The 18927-nt window shown below is 54.0% G+C and carries 13 protein-coding genes, 2 tRNA genes and 3 rRNA genes; 9 read left to right on the forward strand and 9 right to left on the reverse strand.

Going from position 1 to position 18927, the window contains the following annotated elements; translation table 11 throughout:
- Nucleotides 1-16: 16 nt before the first annotated feature.
- Entirely contained in the window at nt 17-811 is a 795-nt protein-coding gene (locus tag ACDI13_RS11465; protein WP_316989147.1) for a uracil-DNA glycosylase, read from the reverse strand.
- Between the two features lie 1283 nt (nt 812-2094).
- On the opposite strand from ACDI13_RS11465, the gene ACDI13_RS11470 reads away from it, so the two are divergent.
- The 6 genes from ACDI13_RS11470 to ACDI13_RS11495 all read left to right on the forward strand — a co-directional run bounded on the left by ACDI13_RS11470 (nt 2095) and on the right by ACDI13_RS11495 (nt 8994).
- Nucleotides 2095-3633, forward strand: a 16S ribosomal RNA gene (locus ACDI13_RS11470).
- Nucleotides 3634-3726: 93 nt separating this feature from the next.
- Nucleotides 3727-3803, forward strand: a tRNA-Ile gene (locus ACDI13_RS11475).
- A gap of 13 nt (nt 3804-3816) precedes the next feature.
- Nucleotides 3817-3892, forward strand: a tRNA-Ala gene (locus tag ACDI13_RS11480).
- A 377-nt stretch (nt 3893-4269) separates the two neighbouring features.
- Nucleotides 4270-7152, forward strand: a 23S ribosomal RNA gene (locus ACDI13_RS11485).
- A 181-nt stretch (nt 7153-7333) separates the two neighbouring features.
- Nucleotides 7334-7446, forward strand: a 5S ribosomal RNA gene (gene rrf, locus ACDI13_RS11490).
- Together the 16S, 23S and 5S rRNA genes with 2 tRNA genes alongside form the textbook arrangement of a ribosomal RNA operon.
- A 777-nt stretch (nt 7447-8223) precedes the next feature.
- Nucleotides 8224-8994, forward strand: a complete 771-nt coding sequence (locus ACDI13_RS11495; RefSeq protein WP_316988721.1) for a Crp/Fnr family transcriptional regulator — start codon at nt 8224-8226, stop codon at nt 8992-8994.
- Here ACDI13_RS11495 and ACDI13_RS11500 read toward each other — a convergent pair.
- Nucleotides 8933-10300 (reverse strand): hypothetical protein, encoded by a 1368-nt coding sequence (locus ACDI13_RS11500; protein WP_316988720.1) that lies wholly within the window; start codon nt 10298-10300, stop codon nt 8933-8935. The two genes, ACDI13_RS11495 and ACDI13_RS11500, sit on opposite strands and share 62 nt — an antisense overlap.
- Before the next feature lie 4 nt (nt 10301-10304).
- On the reverse strand, nt 10305-10526 hold the full coding sequence (locus tag ACDI13_RS11505) for a DUF2249 domain-containing protein (RefSeq protein ID WP_045931142.1): 222 nt from the start codon (nt 10524-10526) through the stop codon (nt 10305-10307).
- A gap of 248 nt (nt 10527-10774) precedes the next feature.
- On the opposite strand from ACDI13_RS11505, the gene ACDI13_RS11510 reads away from it, so the two are divergent.
- From ACDI13_RS11510 to ACDI13_RS11520, 3 genes are read left to right on the forward strand one after another with little or no spacing between them, the layout of a single operon-like run.
- A complete protein-coding gene (locus ACDI13_RS11510) occupies nt 10775-11770 on the forward strand; it encodes a peptidase U32 family protein (protein ID WP_372373121.1) in 996 nt (331 codons plus the stop codon).
- Between the two features lie 18 nt (nt 11771-11788).
- Entirely contained in the window at nt 11789-12691 is a 903-nt protein-coding gene (locus ACDI13_RS11515) for a U32 family peptidase (protein ID WP_316989313.1), read from the forward strand.
- Nucleotides 12692-12706: 15 nt separating this feature from the next.
- Nucleotides 12707-13204, forward strand: coding sequence for an SCP2 sterol-binding domain-containing protein (locus ACDI13_RS11520; RefSeq protein ID WP_316989314.1), 498 nt, complete (start codon nt 12707-12709; stop codon nt 13202-13204).
- 5 nt (nt 13205-13209) lie between these two features.
- On the opposite strand, the gene ACDI13_RS11525 is transcribed toward ACDI13_RS11520, so the two are convergent.
- The 6 genes from ACDI13_RS11525 to trpD form a co-directional block, all read right to left on the reverse strand.
- On the reverse strand, nt 13210-13959 hold the full coding sequence (locus ACDI13_RS11525; protein WP_316989315.1) for an anaerobic ribonucleoside-triphosphate reductase activating protein: 750 nt from the start codon (nt 13957-13959) through the stop codon (nt 13210-13212).
- A 17-nt stretch (nt 13960-13976) separates the two neighbouring features.
- Complete coding sequence (nrdD, locus tag ACDI13_RS11530) at nt 13977-14159, reverse strand: anaerobic ribonucleoside-triphosphate reductase (RefSeq protein WP_316989316.1); 183 nt, start codon at nt 14157-14159, stop codon at nt 13977-13979.
- 175 nt (nt 14160-14334) lie between these two features.
- Complete coding sequence (locus ACDI13_RS11535) at nt 14335-16191, reverse strand: ribonucleoside triphosphate reductase (RefSeq protein WP_372372461.1); 1857 nt, start codon at nt 16189-16191, stop codon at nt 14335-14337.
- A 448-nt stretch (nt 16192-16639) separates the two neighbouring features.
- Nucleotides 16640-17098: an HIT family protein gene (locus tag ACDI13_RS11540; RefSeq protein ID WP_316989311.1), complete on the reverse strand. Its 459-nt coding sequence runs from the start codon at nt 17096-17098 to the stop codon at nt 16640-16642.
- Nucleotides 17095-17895 (reverse strand): indole-3-glycerol phosphate synthase TrpC, encoded by an 801-nt coding sequence (gene trpC / locus ACDI13_RS11545; protein ID WP_042488673.1) that lies wholly within the window; start codon nt 17893-17895, stop codon nt 17095-17097. The genes ACDI13_RS11540 and trpC overlap by 4 nt, the downstream gene beginning before the upstream one ends.
- Nucleotides 17892-18926, reverse strand: coding sequence for an anthranilate phosphoribosyltransferase (gene trpD, locus ACDI13_RS11550; RefSeq protein WP_316989310.1), 1035 nt, complete (start codon nt 18924-18926; stop codon nt 17892-17894). Before trpD ends, trpC begins: the two co-directional genes overlap by 4 nt.
- Between the last annotated feature and the right edge of the window lies 1 nt (nt 18927).

The raw sequence follows: 18927 nt of genomic DNA on the forward strand, positions 1-18927 counted from the left end.
TAAGGGGAACGGATGGTTAAGCGCCAGTGGCAAACCATTGGATGGGGGCGGCGCCTTGCTCTTTGAGCCACTCATTGGCCTGCTGGAAATGACCGCAACCAATAAAAGGCACAGGGGGCCGGCGCGCAGCCAAGGGGGAAGGGTGATTGGCCTTTAAAATCAGATAAGGATGCTGGGAATGATGCTGAATCAAGGCCTCTTTGGCTTGGGCGTGCGCACCCCACAACATATAAACAATAGGGCGGGTGCTTTGCTGGGCCAGGTTCATCAGCAGGGAGTCAGTAATCTGTTCCCAACCTTTTTTGGCATGAGACGCAGGCAAACCATCTTCTACCGTTAGCGACGTATTCAACAGCAAGACACCTTGTCGGCCCCAGTTGCTCAGATCATGACTACTGGGTGACGCTGTGTCGGGATATTCCAGTTCCAGCTCTTTAAAGATGTTGCGCAGACTGGGCGGGGCCGGGCAGGTGTCAGGCACAGAAAATGACAGGCCCTGTGCTTGATTGGGACCGTGATAAGGATCCTGGCCCAGAATCACTACGCTGACTTTCTGCAATGGCAGCAGTTCCAGTGCGCGGAAAGGGGCGGCCGGGTAAATAGAGGCGCCATCCTGGCACTCCTTGTCCAACCACTTGGCTAGAGTTGCCAGTATGTCTTGCAGTTCCGGGCGATCCAATGTGGCACGCCAGTCGCTGGGAAGGCGGGCAGCTTGCGTCAGGATGTTCTCGGTCAGGAGATTGCCGGAGAGTATTTCTTCGCCAATCAGGCTGAGCTGTGCCGCAGGGGCTTGAGAAGATGAGCGGGCCATAGTCTGCATACAGAGTTATTTGTCCGCCTATTGTAATAGGGGGCGATGTGGCTTACCTATCTGCCTGGATGGAGTCTCTCTATATAGGGAGGAGTTTGTCGGTCAAAAGTAGGGCGATTGGTATGCCTCTATATAGAGAGGGATGATCCGCTCTATATATAAAGCGTTGCAGACCCGGTTCTAGATTAACGACTCATACTGAGGGCCGGGTCTTTGTTCAGCCTCCCCCAAGATCGCAACTGCATTCTCATCTTGTCTGTCTGTCTGTCTGTCTGTCTGCGAAGTGCTCTGGGTTTGGGGCTTTAGTGCAAAACAGGAGGATCGAGGCTGGGTTGGAGAGAAAAAGCCCAGAATCTACGTGCTTTGTGCTTTGTGCTTTGTGCTTTGTGCTTTGTGCTTTGTATTGGGGAGTTTTGGTCTTTCATCCCCCGGTGCTGGCATTCGATTTGCACCGGACGAGATATACGCATATTAGTATCATTTGGTTTCATTTGAAATTATCTATATAGAACAATCATCTAAATTAGGCTTGGTTGTAATTTGCCTCTTTTTTATGAAATATTTAGGTGGAAAACTTGCAAAGCCAAATTTCATCGTGCTATAGTTCTTTTCTCGCTGCAGCACACACAGGTTTTCTGAGGCGCCGCAGAGAGTAGTTAGACAAGTTTCATCGCCTTGGCCAAGAGGCCCGCACCGAAGCTTGAATGACTGGTCAGGTAACTGACACGGTGTAAAACCCGGAGCTTGACAAATCAGAAAATTCTGTGTTAAAGTTCTAGGTTCTGCTCCAGAGAATGCAACGTTAAGTTTTTAGCTGTTTTGAAGGTTGAGACAGTTTTGAAAATTTACCCTTGTTTGTGAAGTTGGATGGTTAGCCTTTTAGGTTGATTGTTCGCCAGGTAGGACAGAACGAAAATTCTGGTTTAAGCGGGACGAGTTAGACGGTTTTAAACTTTCTAGCTTCTTCAAAAAAACGCTTGACACACTGCCTGATTTGCTTCATAATCTCGTTTCTCTGCTGCTAACACAGCAAGGCACGAAGCACTAAACGCAACGAGCCAGCCGGGTTAGTCAGTGGAACGACAGGCAACTGTCACTGCTCTTTAACAATTAACAGCCGATAAGTGTGGGCGCTTGGAATGAGCGAGTCGAACCCTTCGGGGATCGCCACAAGTTTGTATCAAGTGCTCACAAACGAAAGATGAAGAATTACCTTGTGTAACTCTGAATTTTTCTTTGAGACACAATCGGTCTTGTCGCAAGACGGGACAACCACAGAGATTAAACTGAAGAGTTTGATCCTGGCTCAGATTGAACGCTAGCGGGATGCTTTACACATGCAAGTCGAACGGCAGCGCGAGAGAGCTTGCTCTCTTGGCGGCGAGTGGCGGACGGGTGAGTAATATATCGGAACGTGCCCAGTAGCGGGGGATAACTACTCGAAAGAGTGGCTAATACCGCATACGCCCTACGGGGGAAAGGGGGGGATTCTTCGGAACCTCTCACTATTGGAGCGGCCGATATCGGATTAGCTAGTTGGTGGGGTAAAAGCTCACCAAGGCAACGATCCGTAGCTGGTTTGAGAGGACGACCAGCCACACTGGGACTGAGACACGGCCCAGACTCCTACGGGAGGCAGCAGTGGGGAATTTTGGACAATGGGGGAAACCCTGATCCAGCCATCCCGCGTGTATGATGAAGGCCTTCGGGTTGTAAAGTACTTTTGGCAGAGAAGAAAAGGTATCCCCTAATACGGGATACTGCTGACGGTATCTGCAGAATAAGCACCGGCTAACTACGTGCCAGCAGCCGCGGTAATACGTAGGGTGCAAGCGTTAATCGGAATTACTGGGCGTAAAGCGTGTGTAGGCGGTTCGGAAAGAAAGATGTGAAATCCCAGGGCTCAACCTTGGAACTGCATTTTTAACTGCCGAGCTAGAGTATGTCAGAGGGGGGTAGAATTCCACGTGTAGCAGTGAAATGCGTAGATATGTGGAGGAATACCGATGGCGAAGGCAGCCCCCTGGGATAATACTGACGCTCAGACACGAAAGCGTGGGGAGCAAACAGGATTAGATACCCTGGTAGTCCACGCCCTAAACGATGTCAACTAGCTGTTGGGGCCGTTAGGCCTTAGTAGCGCAGCTAACGCGTGAAGTTGACCGCCTGGGGAGTACGGTCGCAAGATTAAAACTCAAAGGAATTGACGGGGACCCGCACAAGCGGTGGATGATGTGGATTAATTCGATGCAACGCGAAAAACCTTACCTACCCTTGACATGTCTGGAAAGCCGAAGAGATTTGGCCGTGCTCGCAAGAGAACCGGAACACAGGTGCTGCATGGCTGTCGTCAGCTCGTGTCGTGAGATGTTGGGTTAAGTCCCGCAACGAGCGCAACCCTTGTCATTAGTTGCTACGCAAGAGCACTCTAATGAGACTGCCGGTGACAAACCGGAGGAAGGTGGGGATGACGTCAAGTCCTCATGGCCCTTATGGGTAGGGCTTCACACGTCATACAATGGTCGGGACAGAGGGTCGCCAACCCGCGAGGGGGAGCCAATCTCAGAAACCCGATCGTAGTCCGGATCGCAGTCTGCAACTCGACTGCGTGAAGTCGGAATCGCTAGTAATCGCGGATCAGAATGTCGCGGTGAATACGTTCCCGGGTCTTGTACACACCGCCCGTCACACCATGGGAGTGGGTTTCACCAGAAGTAGGTAGCCTAACCGTAAGGAGGGCGCTTACCACGGTGGGATTCATGACTGGGGTGAAGTCGTAACAAGGTAGCCGTATCGGAAGGTGCGGCTGGATCACCTCCTTTTAGAGCGAATGGCTCGCAAAGCGAAAGCGTCCACACTTATTGGCTGTTAGTTCATGTCATGACCATTGAAGGTATCGCCCACTGGTGATAGATGGGTCAGTAGCTCAGTCGGTTAGAGCACCGTCTTGATAAGGCGGGGGTCGTTGGTTCGATTCCAACTTGACCCACCAACGATTACTTCGGGGGGGATTAGCTCAGCTGGGAGAGCACCTGCTTTGCAAGCAGGGGGTCGTCGGTTCGATCCCGTCATCCTCCACCACCGCTTTTATGGGGGTGGTCGATATAGCAAGGTTCATGACAGAGTATAGGGCACAGGACAACAACGGTTGGCCTGGCGCGAGATTCAACGAAGAGTGTTCTTTGTAAAGAATACTGCTCGTTGGGTTATGCAACCCACGAATTGCTCTTTAACAATTAGGAAGAAGCACAACGAAGGTGTGTTGTCTCATAAACGCAAGACGATTAGTCGACTTGTGATGACAATACACGGGTTGTGATTGCAACAGAACAAATTATGTTCAACGAAAGTTCTCAAAAATATAGACGTTGTTCAATCTTCGGATTGGATAACAGCTAAGGATTGATGAACGGCAACAACGTATACTCATATTCCTATAACAGCATCAAGCGTTATAGGATCAAGCGAATAAGTGCATATGATGGATGCCTTGGCGATCACAGGCGATGAAGGACGCGGTAGCCTGCGAAAAGCTACGGGGAGCTGGCAAACAAGCTTTGATCCGTAGATGTCCGAATGGGGAAACCCACCGTAGCAATACGGTATCCCATACTGAATACATAGGTATGTGGAGGCGAACCGAGTGAACTGAACCATCTCAGTAACTCGAGGAAAAGAAATCAACCGAGATTCCGGAAGTAGTGGCGAGCGAAACCGGACCAGCCTGGATGTTTTAGCGTAGTGAATAGTCGAATGGAATGGAAAGTCCAGCCGTAGCAGGTGATAGCCCTGTAGGCGAAATTCAGTACGTGGAACTAAGCATCGAACAAGTAGGGCGGGACACGTGAAATCCTGTCTGAATATGGGGGGACCATCCTCCAAGGCTAAATACTCGTGATCGACCGATAGTGAACCAGTACCGTGAGGGAAAGGCGAAAAGAACCCCGGAAGGGGAGTGAAATAGATCCTGAAATCGTATGCATACAAACAGTAGGAGCCCCTTCGTGGGGTGACTGCGTACCTTTTGTATAATGGGTCAGCGACTTACATTCAGTGGCAAGCTTAACCGAATAGGGGAGGCGTAGCGAAAGCGAGTCCGAACAGGGCGATTCAGTCGCTGGGTGTAGACCCGAAACCAGGCGATCTATCCATGGCCAGGTTGAAGGCACGGTAACACGTGCTGGAGGACCGAACCCACTAATGTTGAAAAATTAGGGGATGAGCTGTGGATCGGAGTGAAAGGCTAAACAAGCCTGGAGATAGCTGGTTCTCTCCGAAAACTATTTAGGTAGTGCCTCGTATATTACTGCCGGGGGTAGAGCACTGTTATGGCTAGGGGGTCACAGCGACTTACCAAACCATGGCAAACTCCGAATACCGGCAAGTACAGTACGGGAGACAGAGCACCGGGTGCTAACGTCCGGACTCAAGAGGGAAACAACCCAGACCGCCAGCTAAGGTCCCTAACTATGGCTAAGTGGGAAACGAAGTGGGAAGGCATAGACAGTCAGGAGGTTGGCTTAGAAGCAGCCATCCTTTAAAGAAAGCGTAATAGCTCACTGATCGAGTCGTCCTGCGCGGAAGATGTAACGGGGCTAAGCCATAGACCGAAGCTGCGGATGTGTACTATGTACACATGGTAGGAGAGCGTTCCGTAAGCCTGTGAAGGTGTTCCGTGAGGAATGCTGGAGGTATCGGAAGTGAGAATGCTGACATGAGTAGCGATAAAGGGGGTGAAAAGCCCCCTCGCCGTAAGTCCAAGGTTTCCTGCGCAACGTTCATCGGCGCAGGGTGAGTCGGCCCCTAAGGCGAGGCAGAGATGCGTAGCTGATGGGAAGCGGGTTAATATTCCCGCACCGTCGTAGAGTGCGATGGGGGGACGGATTGCAGAATGTTATCGGGGTGTTGGATGTCCCCGTTGGCGCATCATAGAAGGCACTTAGGCAAATCCGGGTGCGAAATTCAAGGGTGTGACTGGATAGAGCTTCGGCTCTAAACTAACTGGAAGCAGTTCCAAGAAAAGCCTCTAAGCTTCAGCTCTACGAGACCGTACCGCAAACCGACACAGGTGGACGGGATGAATATTCCAAGGCGCTTGAGAGAACTCAGGAGAAGGAACTCGGCAAATTAATACCGTAACTTCGGGAGAAGGTATGCCTCATTAGTGTGATGTGCCTGCGCACAAAGCATGAAGAGGCCGCAGTGAATCGGTGGCTGCGACTGTTTACTAAAAACACAGCACTCTGCAAACACGAAAGTGGACGTATAGGGTGTGACGCCTGCCCGGTGCCGGAAGGTTAAGTGATGGGGTGCAAGCTCTTGATCGAAGCCCCGGTAAACGGCGGCCGTAACTATAACGGTCCTAAGGTAGCGAAATTCCTTGTCGGGTAAGTTCCGACCTGCACGAATGGCGTAACGATGGCCACACTGTCTCCTCCTGAGACTCAGCGAAGTTGACATGGTTGTGATGATGCAATCTCCCCGCGGCTAGACGGAAAGACCCCATGAACCTTTACTGTAGCTTTGCATTGGATTGTGAACCGGCCTGTGTAGGATAGGTGGGAGACGTTGAAGCGTGGTCGCCAGATCGCGTGGAGTCATCCTTGAAATACCACCCTGGTCTGTTTGCGGTTCTAACCTAGGTCCCTTACCGGGATCGGGGACCGTGCATGGTGGGCAGTTTGACTGGGGCGGTCTCCTCCTAAAGTGTAACGGAGGAGTTCGAAGGTACGCTAGAGACGGTCGGAAATCGTCTTGATAGTGCAATGGCATAAGCGTGCTTGACTGTGAGACTGACAAGTCGAACAGGTACGAAAGTAGGACATAGTGATCCGGTGGTTCTGTATGGAAGGGCCATCGCTCAACGGATAAAAGGTACTCTGGGGATAACAGGCTGATACCGCCCAAGAGTTCATATCGACGGCGGTGTTTGGCACCTCGATGTCGGCTCATCTCATCCTGGGGCTGTAGCCGGTCCCAAGGGTATGGCTGTTCGCCATTTAAAGAGGTACGTGAGCTGGGTTTAAAACGTCGTGAGACAGTTTGGTCCCTATCTGCCGTGGGCGTTGGATACTTGACGGAGCCTGCTCCTAGTACGAGAGGACCGGAGTGGACGTACCACTGGTGTATCGGTTGTCATGCCAATGGCATTGCCGAGTAGCTACGTACGGAAGAGATAACCGCTGAAGGCATCTAAGCGGGAAACTCGTCTGAAGATTAGGTATCCCGGGGGCTTGACCCCCCTGTAGGGTCGTCCGAGACCAGGACGTTGATAGGCTGGGTGTGGAAGTGCAGTAATGCATGTAGCTAACCAGTACTAATTGCCCGTGTGGCTTGATCCTATAACCCTTGAGGTTGTAGTGAGTGAAGTTGTTGACCACAGAACGTAATATTGAAGTGCAGCGCAACCCGCGCTCGACACCTTCGTAACCGCTGCTAGCTGATCCGTACTGATCGCTGGCAGTGTGCTTCTTCCAATTGGCTGGGGCGTCCCTTCAAAAGACGACTCGGCAACCAGTTACGCTTGACGACCATAGCAAGGTGGTCCCACACCTTCCCATCCCGAACAGGATTGTGAAACGCCTTTGCGCCGATGATAGTGGACGGACGTCTGTGAAAGTAGGTCATCGTCAAGCTCTTATCCCTCAAAACCCCCGCAAGTATCCCTTGCGGGGGTTTTGTTTTAGGCGCAACAACCGCACACGCGACCGGCACGCCCGGAGGCCACATAGGCCTTCCTTGGGGCATCCGCCTCAGGCGCACCGACCCCCCTTCTGGCTGCACAAAGGCCAGCGATCCTCACGATCCCTCCTCCAGGCCTACCACCCCCCCTTCAGGCCCGTTCCGGGCACGTTTATCTCTCCCTCTACATACGTATGCCTATCAGCCCGAGACGCCATTGGCTCGGCCACCATTACGAGCAGTCCTGGGATCAAAGGATTGCATGTTCATTCCCTTCTTCGGGGTATGTCAGGAGCCTGGCCTCTATCGAGCATCATGGTGATTGTTATATAGGTGGTAGCTTTACCCCCGTCATACGGTTATTGTGTACGTCTCCTCCCCTTGATCCCCCTGAAACTCCTATTCAGTTTCCTTTTTGGTGTCGCAGCTATGAGGCCTGCGAAGGCCAGCCGCGCCCATTCAGAATCGAGGTCAATTTGGAAGCAAGGCTACTGCTAGTGAACTCCACCCCTTAATATTCCCTATCTCTAACATGGTCAAATTTGACCGTTTCTTGCTTGGATCTGCTCCTAAGTCATGCTGAACTAGCAGTTTTGACTCTCTTTTTACTTCCTCTCCAAAGCCTCGATTTATCTGTTTGACGTGTATCAATCAGGCGCCGAGCTAATCTGAACAAGAGGGAAAAGAGTATGTCAGTCTAGTGATGGTTCTATTTGGTCTACGGAAAAGATATGGCGGCTCAAGACACGGCCTCGCAGGCAAGCAATGATGATTTGTCGGACACCAGGCTCGTGCAGGGGGAAGGGCCTGGACGCTGGAAACGCATACAGGCTCAGTTGGCTCATCTACCTATATTCAAGGAGCTGCCTCCAGACCAGTTGGAGCCTATCGCCAGAGGTACTCAGGAAGTGCACGCCTTGCGTGGCACGACTTTATTTCACAGTGGCGACCCTTGTTTGGGCTTTCACATGCTGGTCTATGGCCGGGTGAAACTGGTCTTTGTCTCGTCCACAGGGGCCGAGCGTGTTGTACGTTTGGTGGGCCCAGGAGAAGGATTTGGTGAGGCATTGATGTTCATGGGCCGTAATTACATTGTGACGGCCCAGACTTTGGTGGATTCTCTGCTTTTGCATATCAACAGAGACACCCTGATGGAACAGTTGGAGAAGGGAAGTGAGGTTGCCCGCTTGATGCTGGCCGGTTTAAGCGAGCGGCTTTATCGTTTGATGGGCGAACTGGAAGCCTACACGCTGCAAAATGGTGTGCAACGTCTGGTCAGCTATCTCTTGCAAGAGTGGCCGGGTGAAGAGGGTGTCCCCTTCAGGATTGATGTTGGCAAGTCCGTGATTGCTTCTCGTCTGAATCTGACCCCGGAGCACTTATCGCGGACTTTGCGTGATTTGATGGACCGGGATCTGATTCGGGTTCAGCGGCGTAATTTTACGATTTTGGACAGTGCGGCTTTGCGGCAATATGGTGCTCTGCCTGATACGCGCGAATAGCACACAAGCTATGGCGATAACGCTGCCAGGCTGTCCATAGATTCCAGGACAAGGTTGCAAAGGACAGCAGCAAGACAGGGGCTGCCACCCACGTGAAAGATTCGATACCCAAGCTTGCACCCGTCCAAAGCACTAGGCTTAGGCTATGCAAAGCCCAATGCGCGCGGGCGGTCGATGTGGGGATGTAGTTGGCAGTCTTGGGGATAAGGCGCAAGAGGGCACGCGTGTGCTCAGTATGGTCGGTATCCAGACTGACCTGCTCCTGGGCCTCGCGCCAAAGCAGGAAAGGCACGATGGTATAGAGCATTCCACAGACGACGGAACCCAAGGCTCCCATGATCAGCAAGACTCCTATGGCCAGCTCTGCGTTGGAGGCGGTGGGACTGTGGGCCCAGAAGTTCAAAAGGACAGCAATCAAGAGGCTGCTTAAAGAACTGTACCAGAACAGGGTACTGGCTCCTGCCGTTGGGCGTTTGCGTTTCCAGAGTCTCGCCCAACTGATCACTGCCCATAAGCCGTAGCTTAGAAAGATCAGGTAGGTGACCAGATCACGCACAGGTAGCCAGGAGCCGGGCAAAGAGGTCAAGGCCCACTGTGCAATCAATAATGCAGTGACGACCCAAGGTAGCCAACGTACCAGGGGTGCCGGGTAGAGTTCGGTGATCTGAAAAATAGGCAGCAGTTGGAAGGACATGGCAATCAGTAGCAAACCTGCCCAAGCGGCCAGGCCCATCATCACGTGCAGGTTCAGCAGATTAGCGACGGTTTGCTCGCTTGCCAGGGCGACCAGCATGGCAAGCCCCGTTGAGACGGCCAGCAATAGCCCCAGCAAAGCCAAGCGGATAGGAGCAACGATCTCCTTGGCTCCGCGAAAGACATCGCGGCGGGAACGCCACAAGGCCAGTATGACCGTCAGTAGATAGCCACCCAGAGCAAGGGCCAGACAAACGCCTGCCAGCGTGTATGCCCAGCTTTGCCAGCTAAGAAAGCCTGTCATCAGGAATAGTGTGCCGGCGCTGAGCAAGCCCCAAAAAACCAGGGCCCGACCGCATGACACTTGAAGACGCACATTACAGGCTACCGCCAGAATATGGGTCAAAGAGGCAAACATGGCACTGCCTACAATCCCTAAGGTCCAGGCGTGGGTCAAGGCCAAGGTAGCCGGGTGCCAGCGGGAGCTGAATAGTTCTGGTCCGCTATAGAGCGCCAGCATGGCGGCAAGCAGCCCGAAAAAGGGGACGTTTGCAAACAGGGGTAAGGTCAGCGACAAAGAGGGCGACTGATCCAGCGATAAAGCGCGTTGCATAGACTTAGTTCCTGCGGATGATGAGCTGAAAGCCGTTTTCCTGGTGTGTGCCTTGATACTTGAAACCACTGCGTCGCAGGATTTCATACAAAGGGAAGGGCTCTCGATCCAGCCACATGAGCAAGGCTTGGGTGGGAGCCAGTTCGGCCAGTGCTTCCAGGCAATGCTCCAAAGGTTCCGGTGCGGGCAGGCCGCGAGTATCCAGCGTGATCTCAGTTTGTGTCATCAAGACTCCAGCACGAAAGGCTTGGAAGGCATTGTGTACCATTCTGCCCGCCCATGGCGCAGTCAAAGTGGGACTTGTTTGCCTCGGGTCAGGAGGTGGGAAGAATTTGATATGCGTTAAGGCCCCTTAATTTCAGAGCAGGCATAGTGGTGGTCTTGTCGAGCCAGGATCCGCCCTGGCCAGATTGCTGATCGGGGAGTGTCATGAATACAGCGTCCACGGCCTTAGCCGCGTCCGATAACCCGCAGATGGAACTGGTTTGCCCCGCGGGCAGCTTGCCTGCCTTGAAAGCGGCGATTGATAACGGAGCCGATAGTGTTTATCTGGGGTTCCGGGATGCCACCAACGCCCGGAACTTCGCCGGGCTTAATTTTGATGCGCAGGCGATTGCACAGGGGATTGATTACGCGCATCAGCGCGGCCGCAAGGTTTTGCTGGCTCTCAATACCTACCCGCAACCCAATGCCTGGCAACAGTGGCGCGACGCCGTGGACCGAGCCGCCGAGGCTCAGGTCGATGCGGTCATCATGGCAGACCCTGGTTTGATGGCCTATGCCAGTCAGGCACATCCCAATTTGCGCTTGCACTTATCGGTGCAGGGCTCAGCCACCAATCCGGAAGCCATCAAGTATTACCACCAGAACTTTGGTATTCAGCGTGTGGTCTTGCCGCGTGTCTTGTCCATGACCCAAGTGGAGCAGGTCTGTGAGCAGGTCCCGGTTCAGGTTGAGGTATTTGGTTTTGGCAGTTTGTGCGTGATGGTGGAGGGTCGCTGTGCCTTGTCGTCTTATGCCACCGGAGAATCGCCCAATACACATGGTGTCTGTTCCCCCGCCGGGCATGTGCGCTGGGAGCAAACTGATCAGGGCCTGGAGTCGCGTCTGAATGGTGTGTTGATCGACCGCTATCAGGATGGCGAAAACGCGGCTTACCCCACTTTGTGCAAAGGGCGCTTTGATGTGGCGGGCGAAAACTATTACGCCCTGGAAGAGCCCACCAGCCTGAACACCTTGTCCTTATTGCCTCAGTTGCTGGCGGCGGGTGTCAGCGCAATCAAGATTGAAGGCCGACAGCGCAGCCCGGCTTATGTGGCTCAAGTTACCCAGGTTTGGCGGCAAGCCATTGATTCGGCCAAATCCACGCCAGCCCGTTATTCAGTCCATCCGGCCTGGATGGGGGCTTTGAACAAATTGGCCGAAGGGCAGCAACATACGCTGGGTGCCTATTCTCGGCCCTGGAAGTAGAGCATGGGAGGCTCAAACATGAAATTATCTTTAGGCCCCTTGCAGTACTACTGGTCCCGCGTCGCCACCATGCAGTTTTATGAGTCGGCCTGCGATTGGCCGGTCGATGTGGTGTATCTGGGCGAGACCGTATGTTCACGCCGACACGAATTACGACTGGATGATTGGCTGGATATTGCCCAGATGCTGGCCCAGGCCGGTAAAGTGCCGGTTCTGTCCAGCCAAGTCTTGCTGGAGTCCGGGCGGGACGTGAATACGCTGCGCAAGGTCACCGAGCAGGCCGATTATCTGGTCGAAGCCAATGATATGGGGGCAGTACGTTTAATGCAGGGCCGGGACTTTGTCGCCGGCCCTTTTTTGAATGTTTACAACGGGCCGGTGCTGGATTTGATTGCCTCTCAAGGCGCTGTGCGCTGGGTGATGCCTCTGGAAATGGGTCGTGCGGGATTGGCGCAGTTGCAGCAGGACAGACCTGCCGGTTTGGAAACCGAGGTCTTTGCCTTTGGGCGTTTGCCCCTGGCGTTCTCGGCCCGTTGCTTTGCCGCGCGGAACCGCAACTTGCCCAAGGACAATTGTCAGTACGTGTGCATGGACTATCCCGATGGCTTGCTGCTGGAAACGCGTGATGGACAAGGCTTTCTGACGATCAACGGGATTCAGACTCAATCTGCCTGGGTATATACCTTGTTGGAGCAGGTACAGGATTTGCGCGACGTGGGTGTGGATATGCTGCGCTTGAGCCCGCAATCTCAACATATGGATGCGGTTGTACATTTGTTTAACGACGTGATTCAGGGACGTATTCAGGCTACAGATGCCCACGAGGATATACTGCCTTTACTGCCCGCTAAAGCCTGCAACGGTTTCTGGCATGGTCGTCCCGGCCTGGAATGGGTAGCGCCAGCATCAGAACGTTTTTAAGGGAGGGATGCAAAAGTGAACGAAATAACGACTCCCCGTTTACCCGCTGTGGTAGCGGGTGTTTTAAGCCGTTTGCCCCCGTGGCCCGGTTCTCGTTTGTTTTGTACCGGCTTGAACGTGCTGATGCGTCCGCACTTGCCGGCTGATATTGCAGAACGGCTGGAGGGACGGGCTTTACGCATACAGGTGGCCGATGCCGGTTTGGCGTTTGACTATACGTGGCGTCAAGGGGCTTTTTACCCCCTGTCCGCGCACGCACAAAGCCCGGATCTGATTCTGAAAGCGGATCTTTGGGCTTTTTATCAGCTTTTGCAGCGACAGGAGGACCCGGATACCTTGTTCTTTAATCGACGTCTGTCGATTGAGGGCGATACCGAATTGGGCCTGATGGTGAAAAACACCCTGGACGCCTTGGACCCCGATATTCTGCATCCGCGTGCCGTGCTCAAACAGGGGAAAGCGGCGTTGCAGGATGTGCTGCGCCGCCCGATTCGTACACCCGCTTCCTCCTAAGGAGCTTAAGAGCGCCGCACTTCAAAGTACGGAAACAGCTTCTGGAGGTTTTCCAAAACTTCTGTTCCTGGGTAGGCCTGTAAGGCCTGCCCAGTTTCATTCAGGAAATCATCATCGCAGCCTTGTGTGCGGAAAATCTGCACGGCGTATCGTTGTACGCCTAAAGCGTGCAGGTGTTGTCCCAAAGAGAGGACCGATGCAGGGCTATGTAGTTGAGGGTGAATGGTGCTGCGGCACTCAAACAGAATGTCCTCGTTCAGCAGCAACTGCAAGCTGCGTAGGGGGGCTGCCGCACTATTGCTGCGTTGCGTAATGACGTCGTAGTGCCGAAACTCGGCTTTGATATCCAAACCTATCCAGTCTACCCACGGCAAGATTTCCAGCAGCCTGGCCGGATGTGTGCCTGCTGTGTGTAAACCGATCTTGAAACCTAGTCTACGTACTGCGCGTATGGCGGAACCCAGAGCCGGGTCCAGCGTGGGTTCGCCGCCGCTAAAAACGACGGCATCCAGTAGACCGACTCGGCGATTCAGAAAATCCAGCAAGGCGTTCCAATCAATCGCACTGTCTGGTGTGCGCTCTTGCAGGTGAGGATTATGACAGTAGCCACAGCGCCAGGGGCAGCCTTGCACAAAGATGACAGCGGCTAATTGGCCGGGGTAATCCGTGGCCGAGAAAGGGGCGCAGCCGCCCACTTTCAAGGCCACTTTGCGAGGAGACATGGCTGGATACAGATGGCGTGTGGCGTAAGTCATGGAGCTTGCCCCGATCTTTACAAGCTGGGGACAGTGTTGCTTCTGGAGGCGCTGGCTTCGGTGAAGTAGCGTCGCTCATGGAATTCGCCTTGCTTGCCAATATTGAAGGACGACATGGGACGGTGATAGCCCATGACGCGTGTCCAGATTTCGCAAGGCTGGCGTTCGGAATCTTGAAGAGTGATGGTGTCGGTGTTCATGAATAACTCCTTGGAAAAAAGGGCCGTCACGCTATGCGAATGTGACTAGCCTGGGTGTGTGCCAAGAGACTGGTTTTAGATAAACGCTGAGAACAACAAAAAGCCTGGTTTTAGTTGAGCCAAGTGGATTGGTTTATCCTGTTTAACAAAAAAGATTGGCTTGAAAAGATCGGCTTTAATGGACTGGTGTCGGTGTCGGTGTCGGTGTCGGTGTCGGTGTCGGTGTCGGTGTCGGTGTCGGTGTTGCTGTCTGCGACGGCATTGGGGCTTCCGTGTCAGCGACGTTTTGAACTTCAGTTTCGACCCTGGCCTGAGCTATCTTGTTGGCCAGCAGTTCACTATCGCAATGCGGACAAAACTCATGTTTTCCAGACAGATAGCCATGTTTAGGGCAGATGGAAAAAGTGGGCGTGACGGTGATGTAAGGCAAGGAAAAGCGGTTCAAGGCTCGTTGCACCAGATTGCGGCAGGCATCGGTGCTGGACAGGGCTTCGGTCATGTACAGGTGCAGAACGGTGCCGCCGGTGTATTTACCTTGCAGCTCGTCTTGTCGCTCCAATGCCTCGAAGGGGTCTTCAGTAAAGCCCACCGGCAACTGCGAGGAATTGGTGTAGTAGGGCATCTGCTCGGTGCCTGCTTGCAGAATGTCGGGCCAGCGGGCGCGATCTTCTTTGGCAAAGCGGTAAGTGGTGCCCTCGGCAGGGGTGGCTTCCAGGTTGTACAGGTGGCCGGTACTTTCCTGAAACTCCACCATGCGCTCCCGAATATGATCCAGTAAGCGCAGGGCAAAGCGGTGTCCCCAGGGGGTGCAAAGATTCTGCTTGTCTTGGGTAAAGTTGCGGATCATCTCGTTAATGCCATTAACTCCCAGTGTGGAGAAGTGATTGCGCAAGGTGCCCAGATAGCGGCGTGTGTAGGGAAACAGCCCTTGGTCCATATGTTGCTGGATCACCGTGCGCTTGATTTCCAGGCTGTCGCGGCCCATTTCCAGCAGTTCATCCAAACGGGCAAACAGACCGGCTTCATCGCCTTGATACCGATAACCCAGGCGGGCGCAGTTCAAGGTGACCACTCCGAGCGAGCCAGTCTGCTCGGCAGAGCCAAACAAGCCATTGCCGCGTTTGAGCAGTTCGCGCAGATCCAACTGTAGGCGGCAGCACATGGAGCGGATCATATTGGGTTCCAGCTCGGAGTTAATGAAGTTCTGGAAGTAGGGCAGGCCATATTTGGCCGTCATGGCAAACAGGCGCTCGGCATTCGGGCTGTGCCAGTCAAAATCCCGGGTGATGTTGTAGGTGGGAATCGGGAAGGTGAAGGCACGGCCTCGGGCATCGCCCTCGCTCATGACTTCGATATAGGCTTGGTTGATCATGTCCATTTCGGCCTGCAAATCCCCGTAGCAAAACGGCATTTCTTCGCCACCGATTTGCGGCACTTGCTCGCGCAGGTCTTCGGGACATATCCAGTCAAAGGTCAGATTGGTAAAGGGCGTCTGCGTACCCCAGCGTGAGGGTACGTTCAGGTTGTAGATCAGCTCCTGCATGCATTGGCGTACCTGCTTGTAGCTCAGGTTGTCCTTGCGGATAAAGGGTGCCATATAGGTATCAAAGGAGCTGAAGGCTTGAGCACCGGCCCATTCGTTCTGCAAGGTGCCCAGGAAGTTGACCACTTGGCCGACCGCGCTGCTTAGATGACGGGGTGGGCCAGATTCGATTTTTCCGGGCACGCCATTGAGCCCTTCGTTCAGGAAAGTGCGCAAGGACCAGCCAGCGCAGTAGCCAGAGAGCATGTCCAGGTCGTGGATATGCAGGTCGGCCTGACGGTGTGCCTGGCCGATCGCCTCGGGGTAAACATGGCTGAGCCAGTAGTTGGCAATCATCTTGCCTGAGCTGTTCAGAATCAGGCCGCCCAGCGAGTAGCCCTGGTTGGCATTGGCCTGGACGCGCCAGTCCTGGCGGTCCAGGTATTCGGTAATGGAGCGGATGATGTCCAGTTGAGCGGCTGGACGCGATGCGGTTTCCTGGGTAGCCATATTTTTCGCCAAAAACTATATATAGTGATTTTTAGGATTTACGACACTATATATGGTGGTTTTTTGTGGGGCTAGGCGATTTTCGCCCAGGCTTGATCTAGGTTAATTCTGCGCCTGAAGTGACTGGGTCAAGGATTTTGTCGGACAGAAATCCTTGGGCACTCCTTACCCTGATCGTTCGTAGGTGGAGATTTGCGCAGGCGAGATGGTCGTGTTGCCAGGTGTAAAGAGTTGGCTATGGCCATGCTATGCAAGCAAGCTGGGCGTGCAAGTAGCGCAACAGCAGCTTGGCTCCTGTCGGTGGAGTCGCACTGTAGCGGGCTTCACGGATAAGCGGTGTACTTGTCTGCTATTGTGCGTTGTCTCTTTTTCGGGAGGCATAAAAACACCCGCTGACTTCTTATAGGCCAGCGGGTATTTCTTGAATAGCAGGACTTGAATCGCGGGTTTAGTGCTTGAATCGTGCTTTTAGCGCAGTACACAGTGCCTGCTGATACTGGCTGATTTGCTCAAGCAGGCGTTCTTCGTGGGAAGCCCAGCCTTGCTTTTGTTCTTCTGTGCGTGCGGGGGCGGGCGACCAGGCAGAATCCGGAAAGAACGGGTCGTCCTTCCAGCGAGGGATGATGTGCCAATGCAGATGCGGCACCTGATTCCCGAATTGGGCCAGATTGATTTTGGCGACTCCCAGTTTTTCACGTTGAGTCTGTTCGACCACGTAGACCGCCGCCATGATGTATTGCCGTTGTTCTTCAGTCAGATCTGTCATTTCAGCCACGTGCTCTTGCCAGATCACTCGCGTATAGCCAGGAAATGGGCTGTCTGTGACAGCCAGTACCTGCAGCCCTGCGCCCGACCATAACAATTGATCGGGCTTCAAGGCGCACAGGGGGCAAGCGGTGCTGCTCATGCAGGCTGACCGAAGAACAGGTTTTGCAAGGCCACGCCCGGATCAGGCTCCCGCATGAAAGCCTCACCCACCAGGAAGGCTTGTACCTGGTTCTCGCGCATCAGAGCGACATCTTCAATGGTGTGGATCCCGCTTTCAGTGACAACGCGTTTTTCGCTGGGGATAAAGGGCAGCAGGTCCAGGGTGTTCTGGGTGCTGGTTTCAAAGGTGCGCAGATTGCGGTTATTGATGCCCAGCAGGCTGGTCTTCATTTGCAAGGCAATATCCAGCTCGGCGCGGTCATGCACTTCAACCAGCACGTCCATGCCCAGTTCGTGGGCCATTTCTTCGTATTCCATCAGTTGATCCTGCTCCAGCGCGGCGACGATCAGCAAGATGCAGTCGGCACCCATAGCACGGGCATGGATGATCTGGTAGGGGTCAATAATGAAATCTTTGCGCAGTACGGGCAGTGCGCATACGGCACGGGCCTGACGCAGGTGGTCGTAGGAACCCTGGAAATACTGGATATCGGTCAGGACTGACAGGCAGGCCGCACCGTGGGCGGCGTAGCTGGAAGCAATTTCCGTGGGGTTGAAGTCGGCGCGGATCACACCCTTGGAGGGGGAGGCCTTTTTGACTTCCGCAATAATGGCAGGCTTGCCTTGAGCAATTTTGTCTTCAATGGCGCTGGCAAAGCCGCGCAGGTCGTTCCGGTTCTTCGCTTCGCGCAGCAGATCGGACTCGCTGCGCAGTTGGCGGGCGGTGACGACTTCAGCTCTTTTGGTGTCGAGGATCTTGGCCAGAATGTCGTTCATGGAGTTAACTTCCTTGTATAGGCACGGAATTGTTCGAGTTTTTCGCGTGCGGCACCGTTGGCAATGGCCTCAAAAGCCATGCGCAGGCCTTGTTCAATGGAGTCGGCGTGGTTGGCGGCATAGATGGCCAAACCAGCATTGAGGCCCACGATATCACGAGCCGTACCCTCTTGGTTATTGAGGGCTTCCATAATCATGACGGCGGACTCCTCTTTGCTGGAGACGCGAATGCTGCGGTTGGAGGTCATCGCCATACCAAAGTCTTCGGGGTGAATTTCGTATTCCCGCACCTGGCCGTCTTTCAGTTCGCCCACCAGGGTAGCAGCCCCCAGAGAGGCTTCATCCATGCCGTCCTTGCCGTGTACGATCAGCACGTGCTTGGCCCCCAGGCGTTGCATCACACGGACCTGAATCCCCACCAGGTCGGGGTGGAAAACGCCCATCAACTGGTTGGTTGCTCCGGCCGGGTTGGTCAGGGGACCCAGAATATTGAAAATAGTGCGCACGCCCAGCTCTTTGCGGACAGCGGCCACATTTTTCATCGCACCGTGGTGAGCGGGGGCGAACATGAAGCCGATATTGGTTTCAGCAATGCTTTGTGCCACTTGTTCGGGCGAGAAGGTCAGGTTCACGCCCAGGGCTTCCAGCACGTCTGCACTACCGGACGAGGAAGACGCACTGCGGTTGCCGTGCTTGGCTACTTTCACCCCTACGGAGGCGGCCACAAACATGGACGCCGTGGAGATGTTGAAGGTATTGGAGCCGTCGCCACCGGTACCGCACATATCCAGCAGTTCGTCTGGGTTAGGCGTAATGACGGGGGTGGCAAATTCGCGCATTACCTGGGCGGCGGCAGAAATTTCACCCACGCTTTCTTTTTTCACACGCAGGCCCATCAGCAAGGCGGCCGCGATCTGGGGCGACATCTCGCCGCGCATCAGCATGCGCATCAAATGCAGCATTTCGTCGTGGAAGATTTCCCGGTGTTCGATACAGCGCACCAGTGCTTCGGTAGGAGTGATGGTGTTCATG

It is taken from the genome of Alcaligenes faecalis (assembly GCF_041521385.1).
GTDB lineage: Bacteria > Pseudomonadota > Gammaproteobacteria > Burkholderiales > Burkholderiaceae_B > Alcaligenes > Alcaligenes faecalis_E.

Excerpts from the sequence above, each read along its gene's own strand:
- ACDI13_RS11465 (WP_316989147.1), bottom strand. The coding sequence starts at position 811 with ATGGCCCGCTCATCTTCTCAAGCCCCTGCGGCACAGCTCAGCCTGATT.
- ACDI13_RS11495 (WP_316988721.1), top strand. The coding sequence starts at position 8,224 with ATGGCGGCTCAAGACACGGCCTCGCAGGCAAGCAATGATGATTTGTCG.
- ACDI13_RS11500 (WP_316988720.1), bottom strand. The coding sequence starts at position 10,300 with ATGCAACGCGCTTTATCGCTGGATCAGTCGCCCTCTTTGTCGCTGACC.
- ACDI13_RS11505 (WP_045931142.1), bottom strand. The coding sequence starts at position 10,526 with ATGACACAAACTGAGATCACGCTGGATACTCGCGGCCTGCCCGCACCG.
- ACDI13_RS11510 (WP_372373121.1), top strand. The coding sequence starts at position 10,775 with ATGGAACTGGTTTGCCCCGCGGGCAGCTTGCCTGCCTTGAAAGCGGCG.
- ACDI13_RS11515 (WP_316989313.1), top strand. The coding sequence starts at position 11,789 with ATGAAATTATCTTTAGGCCCCTTGCAGTACTACTGGTCCCGCGTCGCC.
- ACDI13_RS11525 (WP_316989315.1), bottom strand. The coding sequence starts at position 13,959 with ATGACTTACGCCACACGCCATCTGTATCCAGCCATGTCTCCTCGCAAA.
- nrdD (WP_316989316.1), bottom strand. The coding sequence starts at position 14,159 with ATGAACACCGACACCATCACTCTTCAAGATTCCGAACGCCAGCCTTGC.
- ACDI13_RS11535 (WP_372372461.1), bottom strand. The coding sequence starts at position 16,191 with ATGGCTACCCAGGAAACCGCATCGCGTCCAGCCGCTCAACTGGACATC.
- ACDI13_RS11540 (WP_316989311.1), bottom strand. The coding sequence starts at position 17,098 with ATGAGCAGCACCGCTTGCCCCCTGTGCGCCTTGAAGCCCGATCAATTG.
- trpC (WP_042488673.1), bottom strand. The coding sequence starts at position 17,895 with ATGAACGACATTCTGGCCAAGATCCTCGACACCAAAAGAGCTGAAGTC.
- trpD (WP_316989310.1), bottom strand. The coding sequence starts at position 18,926 with ATGAACACCATCACTCCTACCGAAGCACTGGTGCGCTGTATCGAACAC.